This window comes from Microcoleus sp. B3-D7 (assembly GCF_036705305.1).
In the GTDB taxonomy this organism is placed as follows: Bacteria; Cyanobacteriota; Cyanobacteriia; order Cyanobacteriales; family Microcoleaceae; genus Microcoleus.
Genome location: NZ_JAUBUE010000024.1, coordinates 49,924 through 72,654, shown reverse-complemented (window position 1 = coordinate 72,654; position 22,731 = coordinate 49,924). Strand labels below are relative to the sequence as shown.

16 protein-coding genes and 1 pseudogene are annotated in these 22,731 nt (G+C 46.4%); 6 read left to right on the top strand and 11 right to left on the bottom strand.

Features of this window, described 5'->3' with window-relative positions:
• The first annotated feature begins 431 nt into the window (after positions 1 to 431).
• The 3 genes from QUB25_RS17240 (at position 432) to QUB25_RS17230 (ending at position 5,483) form a co-directional block, all read left to right on the top strand.
• Positions 432 to 674, top strand: coding sequence for a hypothetical protein (locus QUB25_RS17240; RefSeq protein ID WP_333184518.1), 243 nt, complete (start codon positions 432 to 434; stop codon positions 672 to 674).
• Between the two features lie 409 nt (positions 675 to 1,083).
• Complete coding sequence (ppc, locus tag QUB25_RS17235) at positions 1,084 to 4,209, top strand: phosphoenolpyruvate carboxylase (RefSeq protein ID WP_333063778.1); 3,126 nt, start codon at positions 1,084 to 1,086, stop codon at positions 4,207 to 4,209.
• Between the two features lie 137 nt (positions 4,210 to 4,346).
• Entirely contained in the window at positions 4,347 to 5,483 is a 1,137-nt protein-coding gene (locus QUB25_RS17230) for a phosphodiester glycosidase family protein (RefSeq protein WP_333184515.1), read from the top strand.
• Between the two features lie 144 nt (positions 5,484 to 5,627).
• On the opposite strand, the gene QUB25_RS17225 is transcribed toward QUB25_RS17230, so the two are convergent.
• From QUB25_RS17225 to QUB25_RS17215, 3 genes and pseudogenes are all read right to left on the bottom strand, one after another.
• Positions 5,628 to 6,185: an HPP family protein gene (locus tag QUB25_RS17225; RefSeq protein WP_333184511.1), complete on the bottom strand. Its 558-nt coding sequence runs from the start codon at positions 6,183 to 6,185 to the stop codon at positions 5,628 to 5,630.
• A 90-nt stretch (positions 6,186 to 6,275) separates the two neighbouring features.
• Positions 6,276 to 6,542 carry a hypothetical protein gene (locus QUB25_RS17220; protein ID WP_333184508.1) on the bottom strand — a complete coding sequence of 89 codons (267 nt, stop codon included), beginning with the start codon at positions 6,540 to 6,542 and terminating at the stop codon, positions 6,276 to 6,278.
• Between the two features lie 31 nt (positions 6,543 to 6,573).
• A pseudogene (locus QUB25_RS17215) lies at positions 6,574 to 6,723 on the bottom strand (IS1 family transposase); the annotation flags it as partial.
• A gap of 488 nt (positions 6,724 to 7,211) precedes the next feature.
• Between QUB25_RS17215 and QUB25_RS17210 the strand changes: the two are divergent.
• Together QUB25_RS17210 and QUB25_RS17205 are read left to right on the top strand one after the other, a co-directional pair.
• The gene (locus QUB25_RS17210) at positions 7,212 to 7,343 is read left to right on the top strand and encodes a hypothetical protein (protein ID WP_333184506.1); all 132 of its coding nucleotides are present in this window, start codon (positions 7,212 to 7,214) and stop codon (positions 7,341 to 7,343) included.
• Between the two features lie 40 nt (positions 7,344 to 7,383).
• Positions 7,384 to 8,697, top strand: a complete 1,314-nt coding sequence (locus tag QUB25_RS17205) for a hypothetical protein (protein WP_333184505.1) — start codon at positions 7,384 to 7,386, stop codon at positions 8,695 to 8,697.
• Positions 8,698 to 8,809: 112 nt separating this feature from the next.
• On the opposite strand, the gene QUB25_RS17200 is transcribed toward QUB25_RS17205, so the two are convergent.
• The 8 genes from QUB25_RS17200 to recN form a co-directional block, all read right to left on the bottom strand.
• Entirely contained in the window at positions 8,810 to 9,376 is a 567-nt protein-coding gene (locus QUB25_RS17200; protein WP_333184504.1) for a diheme cytochrome C, read from the bottom strand.
• Positions 9,377 to 9,396: 20 nt separating this feature from the next.
• The gene (locus tag QUB25_RS17195) at positions 9,397 to 10,305 is read right to left on the bottom strand and encodes an MBL fold metallo-hydrolase (protein ID WP_333184502.1); all 909 of its coding nucleotides are present in this window, start codon (positions 10,303 to 10,305) and stop codon (positions 9,397 to 9,399) included.
• 514 nt (positions 10,306 to 10,819) lie between these two features.
• Positions 10,820 to 11,332 (bottom strand): inorganic diphosphatase, encoded by a 513-nt coding sequence (locus QUB25_RS17190; protein WP_006634582.1) that lies wholly within the window; start codon positions 11,330 to 11,332, stop codon positions 10,820 to 10,822.
• 253 nt (positions 11,333 to 11,585) lie between these two features.
• The gene (locus QUB25_RS17185; protein WP_333184499.1) at positions 11,586 to 12,995 is read right to left on the bottom strand and encodes a serine/threonine-protein kinase; all 1,410 of its coding nucleotides are present in this window, start codon (positions 12,993 to 12,995) and stop codon (positions 11,586 to 11,588) included.
• Between the two features lie 117 nt (positions 12,996 to 13,112).
• Positions 13,113 to 14,423, bottom strand: coding sequence for a serine/threonine-protein kinase (locus tag QUB25_RS17180; RefSeq protein WP_333184496.1), 1,311 nt, complete (start codon positions 14,421 to 14,423; stop codon positions 13,113 to 13,115).
• 158 nt (positions 14,424 to 14,581) lie between these two features.
• Complete coding sequence (locus QUB25_RS17175) at positions 14,582 to 15,130, bottom strand: inorganic pyrophosphatase (protein ID WP_333040883.1); 549 nt, start codon at positions 15,128 to 15,130, stop codon at positions 14,582 to 14,584.
• A 453-nt stretch (positions 15,131 to 15,583) separates the two neighbouring features.
• A complete protein-coding gene (locus tag QUB25_RS17170) occupies positions 15,584 to 18,769 on the bottom strand; it encodes a GAF domain-containing protein (protein ID WP_333040884.1) in 3,186 nt (1,061 codons plus the stop codon).
• Between the two features lie 600 nt (positions 18,770 to 19,369).
• Complete coding sequence (gene recN, locus QUB25_RS17165; protein WP_333059600.1) at positions 19,370 to 21,127, bottom strand: DNA repair protein RecN; 1,758 nt, start codon at positions 21,125 to 21,127, stop codon at positions 19,370 to 19,372.
• Positions 21,128 to 21,335: 208 nt separating this feature from the next.
• Between recN and QUB25_RS17160 the strand changes: the two genes are divergently transcribed.
• The gene (locus QUB25_RS17160) at positions 21,336 to 22,667 is read left to right on the top strand and encodes a TAXI family TRAP transporter solute-binding subunit (RefSeq protein WP_333184494.1); all 1,332 of its coding nucleotides are present in this window, start codon (positions 21,336 to 21,338) and stop codon (positions 22,665 to 22,667) included.
• The last annotated feature ends 64 nt before the right edge of the window (positions 22,668 to 22,731 follow it).

The window sequence follows — 22,731 nt, the reverse complement described above, 5'->3', positions numbered from 1 at the left end:
GCACAGATAGGTCCAAATTAAGCTAAGCAACAAGTTATTCGTCATTAGTCATATCGTTTCCGTTTGCATCCGAATAATAATTAGACCTCTCTCATAATTCTTGTGGAACAGGCAGGATGCCTGTTCAAGACTGGCTTTTCTGGAAATGTCTATTATTTTCCGACTGTAGTGCTGTGGTTTCGTTGGGCTACGACGCGGAGAGAGTCGCACGATGATCGATAGCATTCGGGGAGTATCCCGATTTTATACAAAGTGTTTTTTCCGAGTGCGAGCTTAATATCTCGCGACAAGATATTTATAGACTTGGCTACGCGGGGACGATCGCTTGCAGGATATCTTTCGTCGGATGTCACCGGATTTGATCTCAGAAGTCATTAGTCAGAAAGCAGCGGTCAAGATGATTATTTGGCTTGTAAACTGGGGATTATGGATTGACACAGGAGGAATTTATGCCGTCGGAAAACCAAGACTTGCTCAAAAATCAAACACCTGAGAGTCCAAAGTTGCCAGTTCCCTCAGACATTTTATTGAGCTTGGTCGCTTTACCTATGCTGGGCGGGTTGGTGGTGGCTAAAGCTGCTGCTGAGTTTGTTGCGTCGATCGGCGTTGAAAGCGAAGAAGTCTTTCGGGGTTCGCGCCTTCCCGTGCTCAACTTTCCTCAATCACAGGATTAGAAAGCCCAAGGAATGATGCTGCAGCAGCTAGAAGTTAAATTTTTTGACTCCGCCCAAAAACGGATACTAGCCCCCGACTCCGGTCGGGGAGAGATAAAAATTTTCGACCCTAGTTCAACTTCCCAGAGTCATCTTGGGAGTAAATCTCAAAGTGTTCGACGCGATCGCTCGCCGAACGTCTGACGCCGATCGTCTAAAATCTAAAATCGCCACTCAACTGATATGAAAGCTTGACAATAGGTACAATCTGTGGCCTAAGAATTAATCTTTCCTTATACTTTGTACATAAGTGCCTTCTACTTTCTACGTTGCAATAAGTTGTCTCAAATTTGACTGCAAACAAAAGTGTTTTAGGCGAAACTAAACCATACAATTTTCTTGACACCCGCAGCTATTGAGGAACAGCCCGATGAGTTCAGTCCTCCAGTCTTCAGAACAGGCTATTGATGCAACATCTATTTCCCATTCTCCCGCTTACTCAAAATCAGACCTGTTTCTGCGCAATCGCCTCAAAGTAGTAGAGGACTTGTGGGAATCGGTGCTGCGACAGGAGTGCGGGCAGGAATTGGTGGATTTGCTCCAACAAATGCGATCGGTCAATTCCGCCGAGGGACAAGCCACTCACTTTCGCGAGTCGAATGTCGTACAGCTAATCGAAAAGCTCGACCTCAACGCCGCCATCCGCGCCGCTAGGGCTTTTGCACTGTATTTTCAGTTGATAAACATTGTCGAACAGCACTACGAACAGCGAGACCAACAGCTAGCTTACGCTAGCAGCAACGATGCTGGTGGGCGGATGTTTTCTAAGCTGCCCGGACAAGCAACGGATGCCCCCGATCGCCCCCGCCACCGGGAAGGCCCTGGCCCGGCCCAAATGACTCTGAGCAAGGCAGACAGCAGCGAGACGATCACCCGAGATGCCGGCACTTTTCACCAACTGTTCCCGATGTTGCTGCGCTTGAACGTACCCAGCCAGCAAATCCAGCGCTTGATCGATCAGTTAGACATTCGCTTGGTATTCACCGCTCACCCGACGGAAATTGTCCGCCACACGATCCGCACCAAACAGCGACGAATGGCGAAGATTCTCCAACAGCTAGACCAAGTTGACGAGAAATTTCAGGTACTCGGGGCCGACTCTCAAAGCCCCTACCCGGTGTCTTGCTGGGAAGCGGCGGCTCTCCAAGAGCAACTGATGGAAGAAATTCGCCTCTGGTGGCGCACTGACGAACTGCACCAATTCAAGCCGACTGTGCTTGACGAGGTGGAATACACTCTCCACTACTTCGAGGAAGTTCTGTTTGATGCTATTCCCGAACTCTACCACCGCTTAAAGCAAGCTCTGCACGCTTCTTATCCTTATCTGAAACCGCCTAGTTACAATTTTTGCAAGTTCGGTTCTTGGGTGGGATCGGACAGGGACGGCAACCCTTCTGTGACTCCGAAAGTTACTTGGCAAACGGCTTGCTATCAGCGCCACTTAGTGCTAGAAAAGTACATCGGCGCGGTAAAGCGGCTGAACGAACTTTTGAGTTTGTCGCTGCACTGGAGCGACGTGCTGCCGGAATTGCTTGAATCTCTCGATCGCGACAGATCCGAATTCCCCGAGGTTTACGAGCAGTGGGCGATCCGCTACCGCCAAGAACCTTATCGGTTGAAGCTGGCCTACGTGCTGCAGCGGCTGGAAAATACGCGCGATCGTAATTGGCGGCTCTACAAAGGAGACGAGTTGCAGCGGGAACGGGAAGCTTTGTCGGAAAATCCCGGAATGACCGGCCTTTATAGATCGGGCGCTGAGTTTTTGACCGAGCTGCAGCTCATCGAGCACAATTTAGTGGAAACAGGTTTGAGCTGTCGGGACTTGGAAAATCTGCTCTGCCAAGTAGAAATTTACGGATTTAATTTGGCTTACCTAGATATCCGCCAAGAGTCAACAGTACACTCCGACGCTTTGAGCGAAATTGCTGAATACTTGCAAATTTTGCCCAAGCCTTACAATCAAATGTCGGAATGCGATCGAATTATTTGGCTTGCAACGGAACTGCAAACTCGCCGCCCTTTAATTCCAGCAGAATTGCCCTTTTCTCCCAAAACTTGCGAGACGATCAATACCTTCCGAATATTGCGGCAAATGCAGCAGGAGTTTGGCCAGGAAATTTGCGAAACTTACGTCATTAGCATGAGCCACGATGTCAGCGATTTGCTGGCGGTTTTGCTATTAGCAAAAGAAGCAGGACTTTACGATCCGGCTACAGGAATTAGCAGCATTCAAGTAGTTCCCCTGTTTGAAACGGTGGAAGATTTGAAAAAAGCGCCGGAAGTAATGCAAAAAATATTTGATCTGCCGCTTTATCGAGCTTTGCTAGCAGGAGGATACGCGCAGGAAATAGCGGAAAAAAGCGAAGAAAATATCCAAGTTCCCATCGAAACTCTCAAATTGCAAGAGGTGATGCTGGGGTATTCGGACAGCAATAAAGATTCGGGTTTCCTCAGCAGCAATTGGGAAATCCACAAAGCTCAAAAGGCTTTGCAAATGGTTGCCGAAAATTACAATGTAGAGTTGCGGATTTTTCACGGCAGAGGCGGTTCTGTAGGGCGCGGTGGCGGACCTGCTTACAAGGCAATTTTGGCTCAGCCTGGAAAGAGTATTAGCGGGCGAATTAAGATTACTGAACAAGGCGAGGTTTTGGCTTCTAAATATTCTTTGCCGGAGTTGGCGCTTTACAATTTGGAAACGGTGGCGGCGGCGGTAATTCAAGCGAGTTTGCTGCACACTGGTTTTGATGGTATCGACCCTTGGAATGAGATTATGGAGGAGTTATCGGCGAGATCGCGATCGCACTACCGCCATTTAATATACGAACAGCCGGATTTAGTCGATTTTTTCCACCAAGTTACCCCGATTCAAGAAATCAGCCAGTTGCAAATTAGTTCTCGTCCGGCCCGGCGCGGGGGCAAAAAAGACATCAGCGGTTTGCGAGCAATTCCGTGGGTGTTTAGCTGGACTCAAAGCCGCTTTTTGCTGCCTTCTTGGTACGGTGTCGGCACAGCTTTGCAAGAGTTTTTGCTGGAGGAACCGGAAGAACATATGAAACTTTTGCAGTATTTCTACTTAAAATGGCCGTTTTTTAGAATGGTAATTTCTAAGGTAGAAATGACTTTATCTAAGGTGGATTTGCAGATTGCAGAACACTACGTGCAGGAGTTAGCTTTGCCTGCTGATAAGGAGCGTTTTAAGGCTTTATTTGATCAAATTGCTGCCGAATTTCATTTGATTCGCGATTTGGTTTTAACAATTACCGGACACCAGCGTTTGTTGGACGAAGATCCATCGCTGCAGCGATCGGTGCAGTTGCGAAATGCGACGATTGTGCCTTTGGGTTTGTTGCAGGTTTCGCTGCTGAAACGCTTGCGGCAGCATGGTAGTGGCGGGGTTCCCGGGGTGATTCACTCGCGTTACAGCAAGGGTGAATTGTTGCGGGGAGCTCTGCTGACGATTAATGGAATTGCTGCGGGGATGCGGAATACCGGCTAGGGCAAGAGTTTTGAGTTTTGAATTCGTGGTGAGGTGCGCTAGCCGCACCTTGCTACTGGTAGTTTCAGAATTCAGGCGATCGCCTATTGTAGTCACAGCCAGAGGAAAGTGTTCGCTATCCTAGCTGAGATTTTTTTATGTCTAAACGCAAACAGTCTGAAGGTTGTCGCCCGATGCTGCGGCGCACTTTTTTATTTTTAACGGGCATAGCTTTGGCGCGGGTTGCGGCTGACTATTTTGCGATCGCCCAAAACCGAGATAGTTTCTTGACTTTCGCGGGTCAACTTTGGCAAAAGTCACTCGCTTTTTTATCAAGTATACAATCAAATCAAACTCCTCAACCTCTCCCTAACAATCCGGTTGTAAAATCGGCAAAAACCAATCAACCTCTGCCGAGTAATCCAATTGTAAAATCGCCAGAAAGTTCTCCTGCTGCACAGCCGTCTAAACCTCAAATTATCAAACGTTCTGCTAAGCAAGCAAAACCTGTACAAGTCAGCAGTCAAAATGTAGATGGCGCAAGTTTTTATCTCACAACTATTGACCTCGCCGACCCGGAAATTTATATCACAATTGGGTTAGCTAATAATGCAGATTTTGCAAATACTTCTAAAGTAACGCGGGGTGATGAACTTTTTGAAAATATGGTATCGCGTTACCGGGCTGCTGTTGTTGCTAACGGGACTTTTTTTGGTAAGGATAATCAGAAATCTGTGCTGGGAAATATGGTGGCGGCGGGTAAGTTTCTGAAATATAGCCGATGGGAAAATTACGGCACGACTTTGGGAATTAAAGCGGGAAATCAATTGGAAATGGTGACGGCTAGAATCGAAGGTAAGCCGGATTGGAGTCAACATTGGTTTTCTCTGACTTGCGGGCCGAGATTGGTTAAAGGGGGGAGAGTTTGGCTGTCTCCTTTATCGGAAGGTTTTAAAGATTCTCATGTTTTGGGCGTGGGTTCGAGAACGGCGATCGGCTTTCCGGCTTCTAGAGATAAGTTATTGTTGGTGACTTTTCTTGATAGTTTGTCTTTGGAAGCAGAAGCTAAAGTTATGCAGAGGATCGGCTGTTTTGAAGCGATGAATTTGGACGGGGGTGCTTCAGTAGGTTTGGCTCATCAAGGGGAGATTTTATTGCCGCCGGGGCGGAATTTGACGAATGTGCTGGTGGTTTACGATCGTGAATATCCAGCGCCGGCTCAGTTAAAGGAGTCCTGGGAACGCTTTCAAAAGGGATCTCGACCTTCCCCCGATCCGTCCGTTTTTTTTGATTGATCTAGCAGAAGGAAGTTCGGCAACCAAGCACGCGATCGGGATGTAACGGATGGAAGAAAGAAGTCCGATGGAAGTCAGAATCGAGGGAGCATCCCGATTTTGGGTAGTGCTCCCGAGGGAAGGATGAGAGGATTAGAGATAATGCTATAACCAGTGCTGGGGATACGTCCTTTCGGCCGCTAAATTATTAAAGATGACGGCGCACAAGACCAAGATTATTGAGCCCTCAAAAGCAGGTGTTAGCAAAAATTTCCAGTCTGGTTGGGTCATCATTACGACTAAGGCAACTGCTCCCGAAGGCGGATGTAGAGTTCTGGTAATCTGCATAATTCCGATCGCACTAGAAACAGCCATTCCCATCGCCCAGGGAGAAGAACCGAGAAAATGCAGAATCATTAAACTGGTGAGAGCAGCTAAGAAATTGCCCCCAATGACATTCCGGGGTTGAGCCAAAGGGCTGTCAGGGACACCAAAGATCAGAACGCTTGTAGCGCCAAACGGAGCCATTAGTAAAGGAGAATTAGTTTTTAGAGCAAGATAGGACGTTGCAGTAATTGCCAAAAAACTGCCAATCAAACTCCAAAAAATATGCCGAGGATGAGGTCTGTCTACGGGGCAGCTCAATGGACACGATCGCCATCTCCCAAAGGTTTTAAACCAATAACTTTCCCATTTCAGTTGAATTTTTTTACGGTCAATCATAAATCAGGTTACTTGATAACCAGGCTTCTTAAATTGTCTGAACTAGCCTCCGCTAAAGTTAAGATATCATAACAATTGCTCAAAAAGTAGTTAAAGGCACAGATTTTTTACTTCTATGCCCCTCAAGCAGCAGCTAACCACTCGGCTGGAACGGACTAGCAAGTTTGGTGGGTTATTTGTAAGGTGCGATGCCCCGTAAGCATGAATGGAAAGATCGCACCCACACTTTGGATACGTCTCTAGTTCAGAATGCGATCGCCGTTTTCTGGTTAGTGCGTTGGCGTAGCCCGCCGCAGGCATCGCTCCCAAGCTTGGATAAGCCTCTGGTTTAGCCGTGCGATCCCGCGATATATCCACAAGGGTCTCTCCCGAATGCAGCATGATTTCCTCAGAAAGCCCTTAGATTTCGGGTAGTGGTAGTCCAAATTGCACCAATGTGATTCTCTAACTTCTGGGAAAATGACAAGGTTTTTCTGACGAGTCGCCACAGGCGTTGTCCCAAAGTGCAGTTGAACCGTTCAATGTAGCTGGTTTTTCCATCTGCATCCTCAGACGGCGTTTCGGCTTTGGGCGCACTGGCACTTTTTTCTCCACCTGCCGGTATTTCGCTTTGACCTACTGTTGCAACTAGAGTTCCGAAATCTGCAAGGGACGGGAGGCATATATTTACCGGAATCCTGCACCGGGAGACTATCAATCTGAGATAGTTGTTGCAGATAATGCTGTGATTAGAATGCTAGCTTTTCTTGAGATTGAAATTAGTTTTTCAGAAATGTTTTTTCCTGTTTAGTTTATGTTTGAGCTTTAACCGCAGATGGAGCCGATAAACGCAGATGGACGCAGATAAAGTGTTAAAACCAAGATGTTTGGGAGTGGTTTAAATCTCAAAGTCGTGGTAAAGTGGAGAAATGAATTCAAGGGTCTTTTATTTCAAATCTTGAATTATTAGACAAACTTCGGCAGTTATCCCCTGCTGATAAGTTTCAAATAATGCAGTTCTTAATGGCTGAGTTGGCGAAATAAGAAATGTTAAAACCATTGGAGACTGGGGCGGATTATCGTGTTTGGTCGCCTTATAATTATGGTGATGCTGCTCAGAAATTAATAAGCTTATTAGAACAAGAAGAAGCCCAAGAAGAAAATGTGAAATGCTATTAACTGTTTCACCATAAAGCTATAATTGAGGAAATTATTTGTAATGTCAGAATTCTCTTTAGAAAATACTTCCGAAAAAATACATTACGGCAAGACAAAAGATTATTTTCAAGAAGTTCTATCTTCGTACCACAATGGCAACTATCGTTCCGCAGTGGTAATGCTTTGGTCTGTCGCTGTTTGTGACATAGTTTATAAACTTGAATATCTTGTTGATTTATATGAAGATTCAGGTGCGAAATCAATTCTTGATTGCATTAAAGAATCACAAAAGGATAATCCAAAATCACCCTCTTGGGAATTTGAACTGGTTCAGCATACCCATGAACATACAAATCTGTTGGATCACTCAGAATATGCAAATCTGGTATATCTTCAACAGCAACGCCATCTATCCGCTCACCCTATATTAGACTCAGATAGACAATTACATACACCTAACAAAGAAACGGTGAGGGCGCTGATTAGAAATACTCTGGAGGATTTGCTTATAAAGCCACCTTTCTACAGGAAAGAAATAATTAAGGAACTTTTAGCGAATATTGCGGAAGCAGCGCCAGCACTTAATACTAGACAAAAAGTAAAAAAATATCTAGAAAGTCGATATTTAAGTAAACTTAAACCTGAAGTTGAACTTTCTATCTATAGAAGTTTGTGGAAGTTGGTATTTAAGCTGGACAACGAAGATTGCACAAAAAACAGAAATATCAATTTGCAAACACTTGAGGTAATCGGAAATCGGAATGCCGGAAGTATTCTCACCAAAATAAAAGGAGAGAAAGACTATTATAGTAATGTTTCATCGATTCCGCTCACTTTGGATTATTTAGTAATTTATTTGTCAAAAAATCCTAAAATTTATGATCTTCTTAATCAAGATGCGAAACTTAAAATACAGCATAATGTTAAAACTACTAACACAAGCAAAATCTGTGGATGCTTTGTGAAGGATAATTTAGAGGTACACTATAAAGACATCTTATATTTAATAGAAAACGATATTAAATTCTATTTTAAGGAGGTAGAATTAAAATTTTTGCTTGAGATAGCTGATACAGAAGAGTGGCAACATTTATTTTGTTGCATACTATCTAGTTATTACTGTGCTAGCAGAGGATTTGAGGAGGCAAACTCTCGATTTCAGGAAGCCATATCTCCTTACCTTGAAGTCTTTGATAAAGAGGCAATAGTGTTTTTGATTGAGCGAATTGAAAAAAATGATCAGGTATATGGGCGCCGAAAAGCAAAAGAAGAACACAAAGAAATCAAGAAAAAGCTTTTTCAATTACACGGAGAGGAATTCGACTTGAACCCTTACCCAGATTTCAAGAAAAATGTGATGGAAGATGAATGCTAAGTCAGCTAACTAATCAAAAAATCTCCTCATCCACCTTCGAGGGATACACCCACGACTTAATGAGCCCGCATAACGCCCCTACTCAATAGTTTGTGGGTAAGTCCTGTGTTCGTTACGGAGAGTTTTGCCACTCAGCGGTAAGCTTGCGGAAATTGTATTGAGACGCGCCGGGGTGACAAGTAACGCAACTGCTGATATTTGCGGGTTGTGGCAGTTTGACTTTGGGGTGCAGTGCTTTGAAATAGCGAGAACTCGCGACTCGGTAGGTGAGTTCTTCGTCTTTGGCTTGGGGACGGGAAAAAGTTTGCAGGTAGTTCCACACTAGCAGGCGGGGCGGGTCTACTAGCAGTTTGATGGTTTGTCCGTAGTGTTGGGAATCTTGCAGCAATCGGCGCCAAGTTTCTGTAGGTAAGACTTGCGGCGGTAAAGCGATGTGACAGGTGGCGCAGTTTTCTAAGTACAGTTGCTGTCCGAGTTGGTAGCGTTCGGGAATGCGATCGACCGTACCAGTATCCTCGATCGAAGACACCTGAGCAAGTCGCGCGGGAGTGCGAGAGTAGGCAGTCTGAGCTGCAACCCATCCGCCGCAGGTACAGCAAATAATTATCAACACTAGCAACGTTGAGTAAAGCCCCCGCAAGCCTACTCTGCGACGTTTGCGGGGTTTTTCCTGTTTCATAATTCTGAATTTATTTTTGGTTAAATCACGGGTATACTCATGCCTTCGCGGGCTAAGCAGCTATTGGCGAACGCTGCCTGCACCTCTGCTTCTGTACGATCGAGAAAATTGTCGTCGTGACCCGGATCGTGGTGAAACATCACGATTTTTTTGACTCCAGCAGCTTTCGCTACTTCTACTCCTGCTTGCCAAGTCGAGTGTCCCCAGCCGACTTTCGGGGTTTTGAAGTCGTAATACTCTTCGTTGGTATAGTTGGCGTCGTAAATCAGCACGTCGGCGTTGCGAGCTAGGTGTAACACGTTGTCGTCCAGGCGATCTGGAAAGTGTTCTGTATCGGTACAGTAGACTGCCGTGTGTCCCTCCCAGGTGACTCGATATCCGATCGCCGTATTAGGATGGTTGAGCAGTGCCGTTTCTATTTTCACATCGTCGAGTTCGAGAATATCCCCAGGCGTCAAATCGTTGAATTTGAGGTCTGACTGCATCACTTGGATGGGGACGGGAAAATTGGGGTGCAGCATTTGGTCGGCAAGACGGTGTTTGATGGTAGTGCCATTGGGGGCTATCGCACCGTAAATGTGAAAGCAGTTCCCTGGGATAAAGGCGGGAGTAAAGAACGGAAAGCCTTGAATGTGATCCCAGTGAGTGTGGCTGAAAAACATATGGGCTTCCACCGGCATTTGCCGCAGCAAGTTTAGACCCAGAACTCGCAGGCCCGTACCGCCGTCAAAAATCAGGCGTTTTTTGCCCAAGCGCATTTCTACACAGGAGGTGTTGCCTCCGTAGCGCAGTGTTTTGGTGCCGGGGGTTGCGATACTGCCCCGCACGCCCCAAAACTGAACGACAAACTCGGTCAAAGGACTATTTTCCATAGTGGCTTTGTGATCGGAAGGCTGTGGATTGGGTAGAGAGGGTGCGGAATCTGGCATTTTTTTTAGTTTTGGCGGCAGGAACTTGGGAGTTGAAATCTTAGTTTTTACTTTTTAGTGATTAGCAATCTGTACTATAATAAAGCCCTTGATCGGGAAACTATTCGAGTGCCTAATACTTGGGCTGTTAGAACTATCAACCTTACCGATTCGTGTAGGAGATGTCACGCTTGAGAGATTATTTTTTGCATCATCCGGGCTGCCCGGCGTGTTCTGTGTTCTGAGATTAAGATAGCGCCGAACCAGAGTTGTTCGGGTAAAATTTCCTCAAACGTAGAACGCATTCCCCAGGGGTAGAATTTGCGCTTCATCTTACTCTAGGAGTAGTATTTTTTTCAAGATTGGGGCCGGGACGGGGTTTTCAGGAATGTCGTTCCGGTGACTCGGCATTCACGACGGATTTAGCCTTCTAGCTACCCGTTCCTCGACTGCATCGCCTCACGTGCAGCATCGCCTTAAGTTCGGCCCCCTGAGTTTTTAGTCGGGTTGCAGTCGAGGAGTGCGGGCTAGGGGCTTATTTGCGATCGGCTGCGATGCACTTTTCCACTAAGGGCATGACTTGATCGACATCTTGCCAACCCAGAATTTCCGTGACTTTTTTCTCCAAATTTTTGTAGGTTCTAAAAAATTCGGCTATTTCGTCCAAGCGGTGGGGGGCTACGTCTTTGAGGGACTTATAGTGAGCATAGCGGGGGTCTTTGTCGGGAACGCACAAAAGTTTTTCGTCCCTGTCGCCTCCGTCGATCATTTCCAGCATTCCGATCGGACGGGCTGCGATTATGCACCCTGGAAATGTGGGCTCATCCATCATCACCATGCCGTCGAGGGGGTCGCCATCATCGGCTAAGGTATTGGGTATGAAGCCGTAGTCGCACGGATATTGGACTGAGGAAGAAAGCACCCGATCGAGAGCAAAGGCTTGTAAGTCTTTATCAAATTCGTACTTGTTTTTGCTACCGGCGGTAATTTCGATGAGGACGTTGAGCAGTCCTGGTTTCGGCTGGGCCGGAATTAGCGATAAGTCCACAACAATATCTCCAAGTTAACAGATGATTGGGATGAGTGCTACTTGCCAAATCCCTTTGATAGCATTTTACGGGCGATCGGGCTTTTCGGCTGCATGAGATTGACCGAAAGCGGACGAGTGCGATCGGGGTTACACAATTTGAGGATGAGGCTTGTGGGGTGTCCCACCTGCTGTGAAAATACACCGGAGGGGGGGGACGCCCATCCCACAGTTTGAGGGGGCTATGGTTTCAGAGGGCGATCGGGAGATCTTTTCAGACATACCATCTAATAAATTCACGGTATGTCAAAGTCCTTTTAATTTTCAATCCCAACCACTGGCTTAATTCTGTTGCCAGCCACTCGATTTCTGCTTCATTTAATTTCTGCTTCTCTCCTAGTCGATATTTTTGGTCTCCGGCTTGAACTATCAAAGAAACTCTACTCAATTTCTGTCGTGTGAACGGAATAGTAGATTCAATTTTTTCAATTTCTAACTTGCAAATATCATGTCTGGTAGCTGGCTGAGAATAATTCCATCTCAAGTCCAGCAGATGGTTCATAAAGGAGATTTGCTGCCGATCAATCTTGAAATGCAATTCCTGAATTATTGCCTTAATTAACTTTAATCCTCCGATCGCAGTTAAAAAAGAGGCTAGTAGGAGAAGAAGTTGCGTATCTATATCTCCCTTATAAGCGATATATGAACTGATAAATAACTTGGCATTTGCAGTGATAGCACCTGCAAGCATTGCAATTACACCCAAACCGACTCCCTGTGGCGGAATTTTAATTTCTATAAACTCCGAATTTTTTGTCAGTTTAATATCGCTACCTTGCCGCTGCACTGCCATAGGTATTTTGTCGAGCGTGCGGGGATTTTTGAGCGATATCCATGCTTCCCGAGCCGAAGATAACCGTTTGTCCAAACTCGGTTCTGTCATCCACTCCAGCCAATCAATTAAATTAGGATTGAGATGCGTCGCCCGATCGGCAAATTTAATTTTCAAATCCTGCTGCGACAGTTCAGTGGGATGCAAACCCGTTACCAAATAAATTAAAGTTGCACCTAAACCGTACAAATCCGAAGCCAGAACGGATCGCCCGCCAAATTGTTCCGGTGCCATATATCCGTAAGTTCCGACTACTGTAATTGTGCCGCCCAATTTTGCTGCTTGGTTCTGCACGGAACCGAAATCAACTAAATAAACTTGTCCGACACTGTGGCCGGATCTGCTGTGCAGTAAAATATTGCTGGGTTTAATATCGCGGTGAATCACAGGTGGCACTTTCGTGTGCTGCAAATAAATCAAAATTTTTAATAGCAATTTAGCTAATTCTTTAACCTCGCTCTCGCTAAAACTACGCCCCGATCGTAAATGATCTTCCAAAGTTTTTCCTTTGACATAAGTTTGTACCAAGGCAAATCCTTTACTCTCTGGTTCGTTAATTTCCAGGTAATCGAGGTAGCGAGGAATTGCTGGGTGAGAAAGCTTTTTTAAAGTTTCCGCTTCCCGTTCAAATAGCTTGAGGTCTTGCCATTCAAAATCGCCACCGAGGAATAGCTGTTTGATGACAACTAATTCTTGATTTTTCAAGTCACGAGCTAGCAGCGTTTGGCGACCAGTTTGTTTTCCCAATTGCTGCAGCACTTCGTAGCGTTCCGCTAATATTTTACCAATCATGTTGTTTGGTCTTGATTTTAACTTGACATTAAAAGCTTTTTTTTAAATCCCCGACTTCTTAGAGAAATCGGATATCTGGGTATCGCGATCTTATTCTCTATTGGAGATTACAGTCTGCTAGCTTTTTGATAGATACCACCGGGTAAAAGAGTTGGTACTTGCCCCCATTGAAAGTCCTGCCATTAGCGACGGTGCAAGCACGACAATAATGAAAGCAAGATGCCAAACACCCCCAACATTCAGCGCCCAAGGACGCACCATGTGAAAGAAGATCATGCTTATCCAGGTGCAGAGTACAATACTCATTGTAGTTAAAACCTGTCGGTAAAGTTTGGGATTAGTTAGGGGAACGAACCACAAGCGCGTCACAATTCCTACGATTATTCCGTTCGCCAACCCCAGACTCAAGCCGAGACAAACGCCCTGAAATCCTGTGACCATTCCCCACCCTGGCCCAAGGAAGGTGGTGTAAAGGGTTCCACTAATTCCTACAGCTAGAGATCCTATCGCAGTGCTGTACCAAATCGCATTCTTGAACAAGCTAAAGATGTTCACGGTTTTTCCCTGTCTCAATGGCAGGGAATATTGGTTTATTTGCTGTGGTTTTTCTAAAACTTCTTTTGCTATTTGGACTGAGGCGGGACGGCGCTCTAAACTGGGATTTGTCATCCACTTGAGCCAATTGGTAAAACCGGGACTCAGTTGGGTCAATTGCTCGAATTCGATCTGCAAATCTTTCTGCGGCAAGTCGGCTGGATGCTGCTTGGTAATTAAGGCGATTAATGTTGCTCCCAAGCCGTACAAGTCGGAAGCGGGAACCGCCCTCCCGCCAAATTGTTCGGGCGGCATATAGCCGTATGTTCCGACAACGGTGACTGTTTTCCCTTGTTGGGTTGCTAGGGTTTGAACTGCACCGAAATCGACTAGGTAGACTTCGCCGACGCTGTTGCCCGATCGATTCTTGAGTAAAATATTGCTGGGTTTAATGTCGCGGTGAATCACCGGGGGCTGTCGCTGGTGCAGGTAGGCGAGGATGTCTAATAATGCTGTTGCTAATTGTTTGACTTCGCTTTCGCTGAAAGTGCGGCCGTCTGAAAGATATTCTTGTAGGGATTTGGCTTCGATGTAACTCTGAACTAGGGCGAATCCTTTGCGGTTGGGCGTGTCGATTTCAAAGGAGTCTAGATATCGGGGAATTGCGGGATGGGATAGGGATTTTAAGGTTTCGACTTCTCGCTCGAACAGTTTTAAGTCTTCCCAGTTAAAGTCGCTGCTGAATGAGAGGAGTTTGACTACTACTTGCTGTTGGGTTTTTAAGTCGCGGGCGAGTAAAGTTTGCCGTCCTGCTTGCTTGCCGAGCCGCCGATCGCACTGATAGCGATCGGCTAATATTTCTTTTGACAAATCGCCGATGTTTTGTCCGCTCATGTTCTCTTGCCCTAGAACCGATTAAACCTAGTGTAGTTGACAAAAGTGCAATAATCGGAAATGTTCGGGCTACGGCAAAAAAAATTTTCTGTCACAGAGCAACCGCCTTTAAGAGCTAGCGATCGCACCATCAAGACCCGCCTGAGTTAAGCTTAAATTTAATTTTGGATTTGCTTGTAAAGTGACTGCACTACGTCGAGCAGACTCAAGACTTGCTGCCATTCGGGGGCATCGGGGTTGTAGCTTTTGGCGCGCTGAGTTTTCAAACTGTGGTGCAAGAGGGAAAGCAGCTCGTCTGGAGACTGTAAGGAATTTTCATCTTCATCTGCTGGGGTTTGGGCTGCATTTTCTTCGATATCTTCTTTAATTTTTTGTGCTCTATCGGCGAGGGCTAAAGATCTGCCTGCAAGGTTTTCCGGCATTTTTGGCTGTTCCGACAAAGACGCGCTGGTTAGTTCTACCAATAGTTGACAGACTCGATCGACCCATTCGTGATCGTTTACTGAAAAGGAACCAGATTTGAACACTTGCCCATCAGGTCTTTGTTGAATGCTTTGTACCTTCTGGATCAGAGGGATAGCCTTAACAGTGATATTTTCCGGGATTCTGGGGATATCTGACAGGGAGCTCCGAGCAATCTCCAGCAATAGTTGGTAAACCTGATCTACCCACTCAACATCTCCCGATTGCGAATTCCAATTATTCATAACTGACGCTAGTGGTTTTCTATATCTAAGACTAGAACATTGATTATCTGCGAAGGAAGCTCTTTTTAGGAGCCACTAACGCTATTAAGACTTACGTGGGCGGGGTGAGAAACCCGGTTTTTGAGCGGATGTTTCGTCGGCTTTCTCCAAGATTTTTCTCAGAAACCGGGTAACGCTGCTGCCAGTCCTAACTATTTTTAAGCGCTTCAAATAATAGAAGTGCTAAGTTTGTTGCGGTAGGTAGTGCGACCGAAACACCTAGGGCGAAACCCCGGCATCTCGCTTGCAAATTCAAATCCGGTTATATAACCATAATACCTGTTGGAGCTTATTTACGATTACCTCAATAGGATATTTAGGTTAATTGGTGGTGGGATGGGAGGCGCACCCCCGATCGCGATCGCCCCCGCCCCGATCCCTGATGCCACGGCCAGCATTTGCTGTGGGCTACTGCTATTTTTCTGTGAGATTCCACACACCATCCCAGTTGAGTACGTCTGAAAACCCATGTTGAAATAACATACAGCGATCGATGTGCAATTTAGCTGCCTTGTTTTTCGGGTCAACTTTCAGAACGGCGTCAAATTCGCGTTCAGCGTCTTTAAAGGCTTGCTTGGCTTTTGGTTCTAAGGCTTTCTTAAACTCGCTCAGCAGTTTTTTCACCCGATCGAGTCCCAGGTTTTCAAATTCCTCATCTAACATTTCTGCAACTGTCTCGGAGGCCCGACTTTTAATTTTCGCCTGCAATAGCTGCCTGATCTCAGCAGGTTTCAGCCGCTTGATTTGAGGATTTGATGGTTCTAAGATGTCTGCTTCCAACAGCTTTTTGACATCGCCTTCTTGCAAGTATTTAATATCGTCTGCTGATAGGGGCTTGATTTTTGCTTGCAGCAGCATTTTGGCTTCGTCTTCCGAGAGGTTTTTGATGCCTTCAAATTTCAGCAGTTGGATTTCTGTCTGCAACAGTACGATGAGTTTGTCTGCTTCGGACAGGTTTTTGGGGTCGTACTCTGACAGCTTTTTCAGTTGATATAACAGGTTCTTGAGCTCGTGTTCCAACTGTTGATCTACAAAATTGCTGGGCAGTTTCTTAATCTCTGCCTCTGGCATGGAGGCGACCTCCTTTAAGATGTTTTTCACCTCACTTTCTGAGAGTCTTTGGGTGACTGGAGCTTTGTAATGTTCGCGCCCCTTGGTGTAATGTTCTATAATTTGTTGCTGTGTTTCGGTTAGTGACTTGCCCACTGGCGAATATCCCTCGCGGATGCCGACGAGTTCGTAAACGATTACGGGTTCGCTTTTGCCTTTGACAGTAATAAAGTCGAGTTCTCGCACGTACAGCCGATCGGCATAATCTCTGTAAGTATTGTCGCTGATGATCAAGTCGGTGCCGTACTGCTTGCTGGCGCCTTCTAAGCGAGAGGCGAGGTTTACGCCGTCTCCGATCGAAGTCAATTCCATGCGTTTGCTACTACCGATGTTGCCGCTGACAACTTCATCGGAATGCACGCCCATACCGATGCCGATCGGCAATTCCCCATGTGCCACGCGATCTCGATTAAACTCGGCCAGTTTTTCCCGCATTTTAACTGCCGTTTGCATGGCGCACCAAGCATGATCCTCTAAGGGTGCTGGAGAGCCAAAAACTGCCATCAGAGCGTCGCCGATGTATTTGTCGAGAGTCCCACCGTACTCGAATACGACATCTACCATCACTTCAAAATATTTGTTGAGCATCACTACCACTTCTTCGGCTTGCAATTTTTCCGTAAGTGTGGTATAGCTGCGAATGTCTGAGAACAGCACCGAAACGTTTTTGCGCTTACCGCCCAATCCAGTATCCCCTGAAGCTAACAAAGCTTCGGCTACTTCTGGAGTCATGTAACGGTACATCAAGTTTTTGATTTGCTTGGCGCTGCTAATATCTTCCATGACGACTAACGCGCCGTTGACCTTGTTGGGGTCGGTAGCGTCAGTCATTGAATTAATTGAGAGATTGATACTCTGCGCTTCTCCTTCAAAGGAAAGCAAAACTTGATCTGGGTAATACTGCTGGCGGTCCTGATTGTCTTCGGGAGACAAAGACGCATCAAACCATTTGGCAAAATCGCCTTTTTCTAACTTAATTAACTCGCGCAAAGATTGACCTTCGGCTAATTCTGCATCGCTGACACCCAGTAATTTTTTGGCACTGGGATTGGTCGCTACTATATTGCCTTTTTTATCTGTAGAAATCACGCCGTTAGTCAGGGCGTGCAGCATATCTTTTTGTCTTTGTTCTTGCTGTTTGACTTCTGCAAACAGTTTGGCGTTTTGCAGCGCCACTCCTGCTTGGATGTTAAACGCCTTCATAAATTCCATGTCATTGCGATTGAAACTCGCTTTCCACTGATCGGGGGCGTGCGGCCAATCTTCCGGGTTGTAGGGCGGGAATTCTCCTTGTCGTTTTTTATTCACTAATTGGGTGACGCCAATCAATTTTTTGTCCGAGTTAAATACTGGCATACAAAGCATACTGCAAGTGCGGTAGCCAGTTTTTTTGTCTGTTTCTTTGGAAGTTTCGGCGCGGGGGTCGTCGTACACGTCAAAGGGAATCAGCAGCGGTTGGCCGGATTGGGCAACAATACCTGCAAAACCAGCCGTTCTGGGTATGTGAACGTCTTGAAGTTTACCGCCAATGAGCATTTTTGTCCAGAGTTGATTTCTGTCTTCATCTATCAGCCACAAGGTGCTGCGATCGGCTTGCATCAGTTCTTTAGCCTGATCCATCACCCGCTTGAGGGTATCTTCTAAGTCTAAACTGCTCTGAGAAAGAGCGTTGACGGCGTTCATCAGCGCTGTCGCGGCCCGCTGTCTTTGAGTTGCTGCGTAGAAAGATTTGGACGATTCTAGAATTAGGCGAATCGACGGGGCAAATTCTCGAAAAACTTGTTCGTCTTCTTGAGTAAATCCTGCCTTATCAATCTGTGATTCTAAAGTACCATAATGTTCGTGGTTGGGTTTGAGTTTATTAATCAGTTGAACTACTGCTACTAACTCTCCTGTTTCTTCGTTGATCAGGGGCATCGCCAGCATTGTATAAGTGCGATATCCTGTTTCTTTGTCAGTTTTTTTTGCGTTAGTCGAGCGGGGGTCGTTATAAAAATCATAAGGAATGTTCACCACTTTTTTTTCAGTGGCTACTTCTCCCGCAATTCCCACATGGGCGGGAAATCGGAGCTCTAGACTTTTGCCATTTTCGTCTTTAGCGACGATCGCCCAGAGTTCATTTTTTTCTTCGTCTAATAAAAATATCGTGCTGCGAGCGGCATTCAGCAATTCCCCTGTTTTGAGGGTAATCGACTGCAACATCTCGTTGAGTATGGCATCAAATCCCTCGCTCTCCAGGATATTGTCGAGCATTCCCAGGGTTTGATTGACAACCTTAAGTTTGTCTTCTACTTCCTTAACTACTACTGTGAAACTTTGCTTATTTAGAAGGTCGAGAATGCCGGAAAGGTTTCCTTGGCGCGGGATAATTGCACTGCTCCTAATTTCTGGGGCAGAATAATGTTCCTGATGATGATTTTCACCGCCGACAACAGCGACATCAATCACGTTGTCCAGAGAAGAGTAATTGGTGGAAGATGCAGATTTCATAGACCTTTACAGAAGCTTAAGTGTAAGGGTTAGTCTCTAAGCGAAGAGAGCGGGGAAGTTGATTAGTGAGTCACTTGTCGCACAAGACTCAAGTATGTGTGAAAGTATTTCCCAGTTTACAGAACTCCGGCCACAAGGCAAGGGAAATTCAGTTGACCTTGCTGCTGAACGGAGGGTGGGATAGTAACGAGGCTGTGGGAGTGCTGCAATCTTTTTAGAGATCGCGAATTTTGTTTAAATGGTTTATTAACTGATTTTGACATTGTGCTTGCCTGGTTTAAGTAATTTCTGCCGCTCTTTGAGCCGATCGCCCGCAGGAACATGAATGCGTACTGGGGGAGGACTGGTGAAAGAGGGGTGGCATTGTGGGACTAGCCGCAATTGTGACACTACCAGTTGCTAGTGATGTGTGCCCTTCTCTACACAATTGTGGTTTTTAACTAGAATTTCTCTCTATTTGGCTGCTCTTAGCTTTTATCCCACTAAATTCACAGGGTTTTCAGCTTTTTTTTGTAAAATTTGCGGTTGATATTTTTAGTGTAACCTCCGACTCGGAAAAAACTCCGCCTTTTGACCCCCCCGATCGGCTTGAGGGTCCGATCAGGGTTGGGCCGACGACTGAGTTTGGCGCAATCCGGCGGCTTCGACAAGCAGGGATTCGGCGAAGGCGATGGCTTCTGTTGCCGAGCGGCCGCTGGCGAGTTGGGCGAGTTCTTCCCGCCGCTGCTCACTGTTGAGAGCGGCAACTCTGACTACTGTACGTTCCATTGGTTCGGAGTTGGCTGCGGGTTCGTCGATACTTGGTTCTGCTTCGATCGTCTGTTTGTTGACGCGAAAATGAAAATCAGCCATCGCGGCGATCAGCGGCTGGTGGGTGACGCAGAGAACTTGGTGTTTGTCGGAGAGTTGGTAGAGTTTTTTGGCGATCGCGCCAGCGACTCTCCCGGAGACTCCGGCGTCGATTTCGTCAAAAATCAGCGTACCAGCGCTTTCTATTTGGGAAAAACAGGCTTTGATGGCGAGTAGAAAGCGGCTCATTTCTCCCCCGGAGGCGATCGCGCCCAGAGGTTGCAGGGGTTCGCCCGGATTGGGGCTGAAACAAAAGGCGATTTGGTCGGCACCGGTGGCGGTTGGGGTACAAGGCGAGATTTCGACTTGAAACTGCACTTTTTCCATTGCTAACGGCTTAAGTTCTCCTACGAGGTGCGTTTCTAGTTTGAGGGCTGCTTCGCGGCGCAGGGTAGTTAGGTGGCTGCAAGCGTCTTTTAATTGCTCTAAAGCGGTCTGATACGCGAGTTCTAAGGCTTCCATTGACTCGCCTCCTTCTAAAAGTTCATTTAGTTCGTTTTGAATGCTTTGGTAGTAGGCGATCGCTTCTTTGAGCGGCCCGTATTTGCGACAAATTTGTTTGAGTTCCCGAATCCGATCTTCTACTTCTTCGAGTCTTTCGGGATCTGCTTCTAATTGTTCGCCGTAGCTGCTAATTTGCCGGCTGGCTTCTGTGGCTTGAGCTAAAGCATCGCTGACCATTTCTAGGATTGGTTGCAACTGCACATCGTAAACCGCCATGTCGCTTAAAATTACTTCGGCTTTGCTCAACAAGTCGGCGGCTGATGCGCTGTCGCCGTCGTTTTGGTACAGGGCTTGGTGGACTTGGTAACTCTGCTGCTGCAATTCGACGACGTGGCCGAGCCGGATTGATTCTTGTTCTAGCTGTTCGAGTTCGTCGGCGTCTTCGATATGGGCTTCGCCGAGTTCTCGGACTTGGTATTCTAACAAATCAAGTCTTTGCAGTCGCTGCTGTTCCGACTGACGCCTGCGTTTGAGGGCTGTTTTGGCGTTGTTGGCTCCCAGCCACGCGGAGGCGATGATCGATCGCGCTTCAGTGAGCTTTTTGCCGCCGTATAAATCGAGCCATTCTCGCTGGAGGGTTTCTTGTCCGAGGTGGACGGTTTGGCCTTGGGCGGTAATTTCGACCAGCCGATCGCGCAGTTGATCCATTAATTGGCGGTTGACGAGAATTCCGTTCAAGCGCGATCTGGTGCGTAGAGCACCGCTTGATGCGTTAATTTCCCGGCTGCAAACGGCTAAATTTCCGTCTATGGGTTCGATTTCTTGCTCGCCCAGCCACAAAGCTGCGGCTTTGTCCAATTCAAAGGTAGCTTCCAATATTGCCCGCGCTGCTCCGGTGCGAATCGATCGGCGATCGACTTTTCCGCCCAACACTGCATCGATCGCATCTAGGATAATCGATTTGCCGGCCCCGGTTTCCCCTGTAAATACGTTCAAACTCGGGCCAAATTCTAGATCCAGGCAGTCAATTAAGGCAAAGTTTTCTATTCTGAGGGATATTAACATGGAAGATGGGGGATTGGGAATTGGGAATTGGGAATTGGGAATTGGGAATTGGGAATTGGGAATTGGGCATCGGGCATCGGGCATCGGCCAAACAGGGCATCGGGCATTGGCTCCTCCACTATCGGGCGCGTCGAATTTCCCGAGTCCCATTTTCATTTTTAACTAGAATACTTTTGATTTTGCCATTATTGATGGAGTCTCAACCTTAATGCAAAATAAATTTCTGTTTCCCATTGCTCTATTAAGTGTTGTCTTGATTGGAGCTTTTGGGTGGAATCTGCACCAAGACAAGCAGCGAGTCCATGAATTAACCCTTGCGACTGGAACGAAAAGCGGGAATTATTATCCTTTCGGGCAGGCAATTGCTGAGGTAGTTACGCAACAAAATCCGCGTCTGCGAATTCGAGTTATTGAGAGTCAAGGTGCTGAGGAAAATATGCGCCGGCTTGAGGCAAATGAGGTGCAGTTAGCGATCGTGCAGAACAATACAGAGGGGGGGCCTTCGGCGAGGGTAGTGGCTGCTTTGTTTAAGGAGGTTTTTCACTTAATTGTTTCGGAAAAATCTGGCATTCAAAATGTGGCTGATTTGCAGGGAAAAAATATTGCGCTGATGGCTGAAGGCAGCGGTTCTTACACTTCTTTTTGGTTGGTCAGCAAACATTACGGTTTGAAAGAAAGCGATTTTAAATTTACTGCTGGCTCTTGGGATGATGCTACTAAATTGTTTGCTAGTGGCGAGGTTGATGCTATTTTTAGGGTGCTACCTCCGGGGAGCGATGTTGTTAGGGATTTGTTGCAAAATACCCGGGGCAAGTTGGTGCCGATTGACCAAGGAGCTGCGATGAGAATTAAAGTACCTTATCTGGAAGCTGATATGATTCCCAAGGGTACTTACAAGGCAGATCCTGCGGTTCCCGATGCGGATTTACCCAGCGTTGGAGTGCAGGCTAATCTGCTGGCTGGGGAGGATCTAGATCCGATAATCGTCAAGGAAATTACGCGAATTTTGTTCGAGCACCGCCGCAACTTGGTAGCTGCTAATTCCCTGGGAGCTATGATTAGTCAGCCGGGAGGCAGCGGGAGTTTGTCTTTGCCCGTTCATGAGGGGGCTCAGGCTTATTACGAGCGCGAAAAGCCGGATTTTGTTGTTGCTAATTCTGATGCTATCGGTTTGTTTTTGTCCATCGGCACTCTTTTGGCTTCTTGGCTTTGGCAGTTGCGATCGCGCTTTTTGCAGAAACAAAAAAATCGAGCTGATAAATTTAATTTGGATATTTTAAGTTTGATCCAACAAATTCGCCAAGCGAAAGCTTTGGAAGAAATCGATCGGTTGCAGGCAGAGTTATTTGATATTTTTAATCAAGTGATTGTGGATTTGGATGAAGATCGGATTGATTCTGAATCTTTTCACTCTTTTACTTTTACTTGGGAAACTGCGATTAAGATTGCAGGGGAGCGAGAAAAAATGCTGCGGAATGTGCAGTTTGTTTCCTATTCTTTAGAATCTGAGGCCAATCTTATCAAAGAGCGGGAGATTTAATTTATATTCCTCGTTGGCACTTGAGCTTGAGCGCCTGGATGTTCGTAGTTGCGCTCTTTGTGGC

Excerpts from the sequence above, each read along its gene's own strand:
- QUB25_RS17210 (WP_333184506.1), top strand. The coding sequence starts at position 7,212 with ATGTTAAAACCATTGGAGACTGGGGCGGATTATCGTGTTTGGTCGCCT.
- QUB25_RS17230 (WP_333184515.1), top strand. The coding sequence starts at position 4,347 with ATGTCTAAACGCAAACAGTCTGAAGGTTGTCGCCCGATGCTGCGGCGC.
- QUB25_RS17175 (WP_333040883.1), bottom strand. The coding sequence starts at position 15,130 with ATGAATAATTGGAATTCGCAATCGGGAGATGTTGAGTGGGTAGATCAG.
- QUB25_RS17160 (WP_333184494.1), top strand. The coding sequence starts at position 21,336 with ATGCAAAATAAATTTCTGTTTCCCATTGCTCTATTAAGTGTTGTCTTG.
- QUB25_RS17170 (WP_333040884.1), bottom strand. The coding sequence starts at position 18,769 with ATGAAATCTGCATCTTCCACCAATTACTCTTCTCTGGACAACGTGATT.
- QUB25_RS17180 (WP_333184496.1), bottom strand. The coding sequence starts at position 14,423 with ATGAGCGGACAAAACATCGGCGATTTGTCAAAAGAAATATTAGCCGAT.
- QUB25_RS17185 (WP_333184499.1), bottom strand. The coding sequence starts at position 12,995 with ATGATTGGTAAAATATTAGCGGAACGCTACGAAGTGCTGCAGCAATTG.
- ppc (WP_333063778.1), top strand. The coding sequence starts at position 1,084 with ATGAGTTCAGTCCTCCAGTCTTCAGAACAGGCTATTGATGCAACATCT.
- QUB25_RS17195 (WP_333184502.1), bottom strand. The coding sequence starts at position 10,305 with ATGCCAGATTCCGCACCCTCTCTACCCAATCCACAGCCTTCCGATCAC.
- QUB25_RS17205 (WP_333184505.1), top strand. The coding sequence starts at position 7,384 with ATGTCAGAATTCTCTTTAGAAAATACTTCCGAAAAAATACATTACGGC.
- QUB25_RS17225 (WP_333184511.1), bottom strand. The coding sequence starts at position 6,185 with ATGATTGACCGTAAAAAAATTCAACTGAAATGGGAAAGTTATTGGTTT.
- QUB25_RS17200 (WP_333184504.1), bottom strand. The coding sequence starts at position 9,376 with ATGAAACAGGAAAAACCCCGCAAACGTCGCAGAGTAGGCTTGCGGGGG.
- recN (WP_333059600.1), bottom strand. The coding sequence starts at position 21,127 with ATGTTAATATCCCTCAGAATAGAAAACTTTGCCTTAATTGACTGCCTG.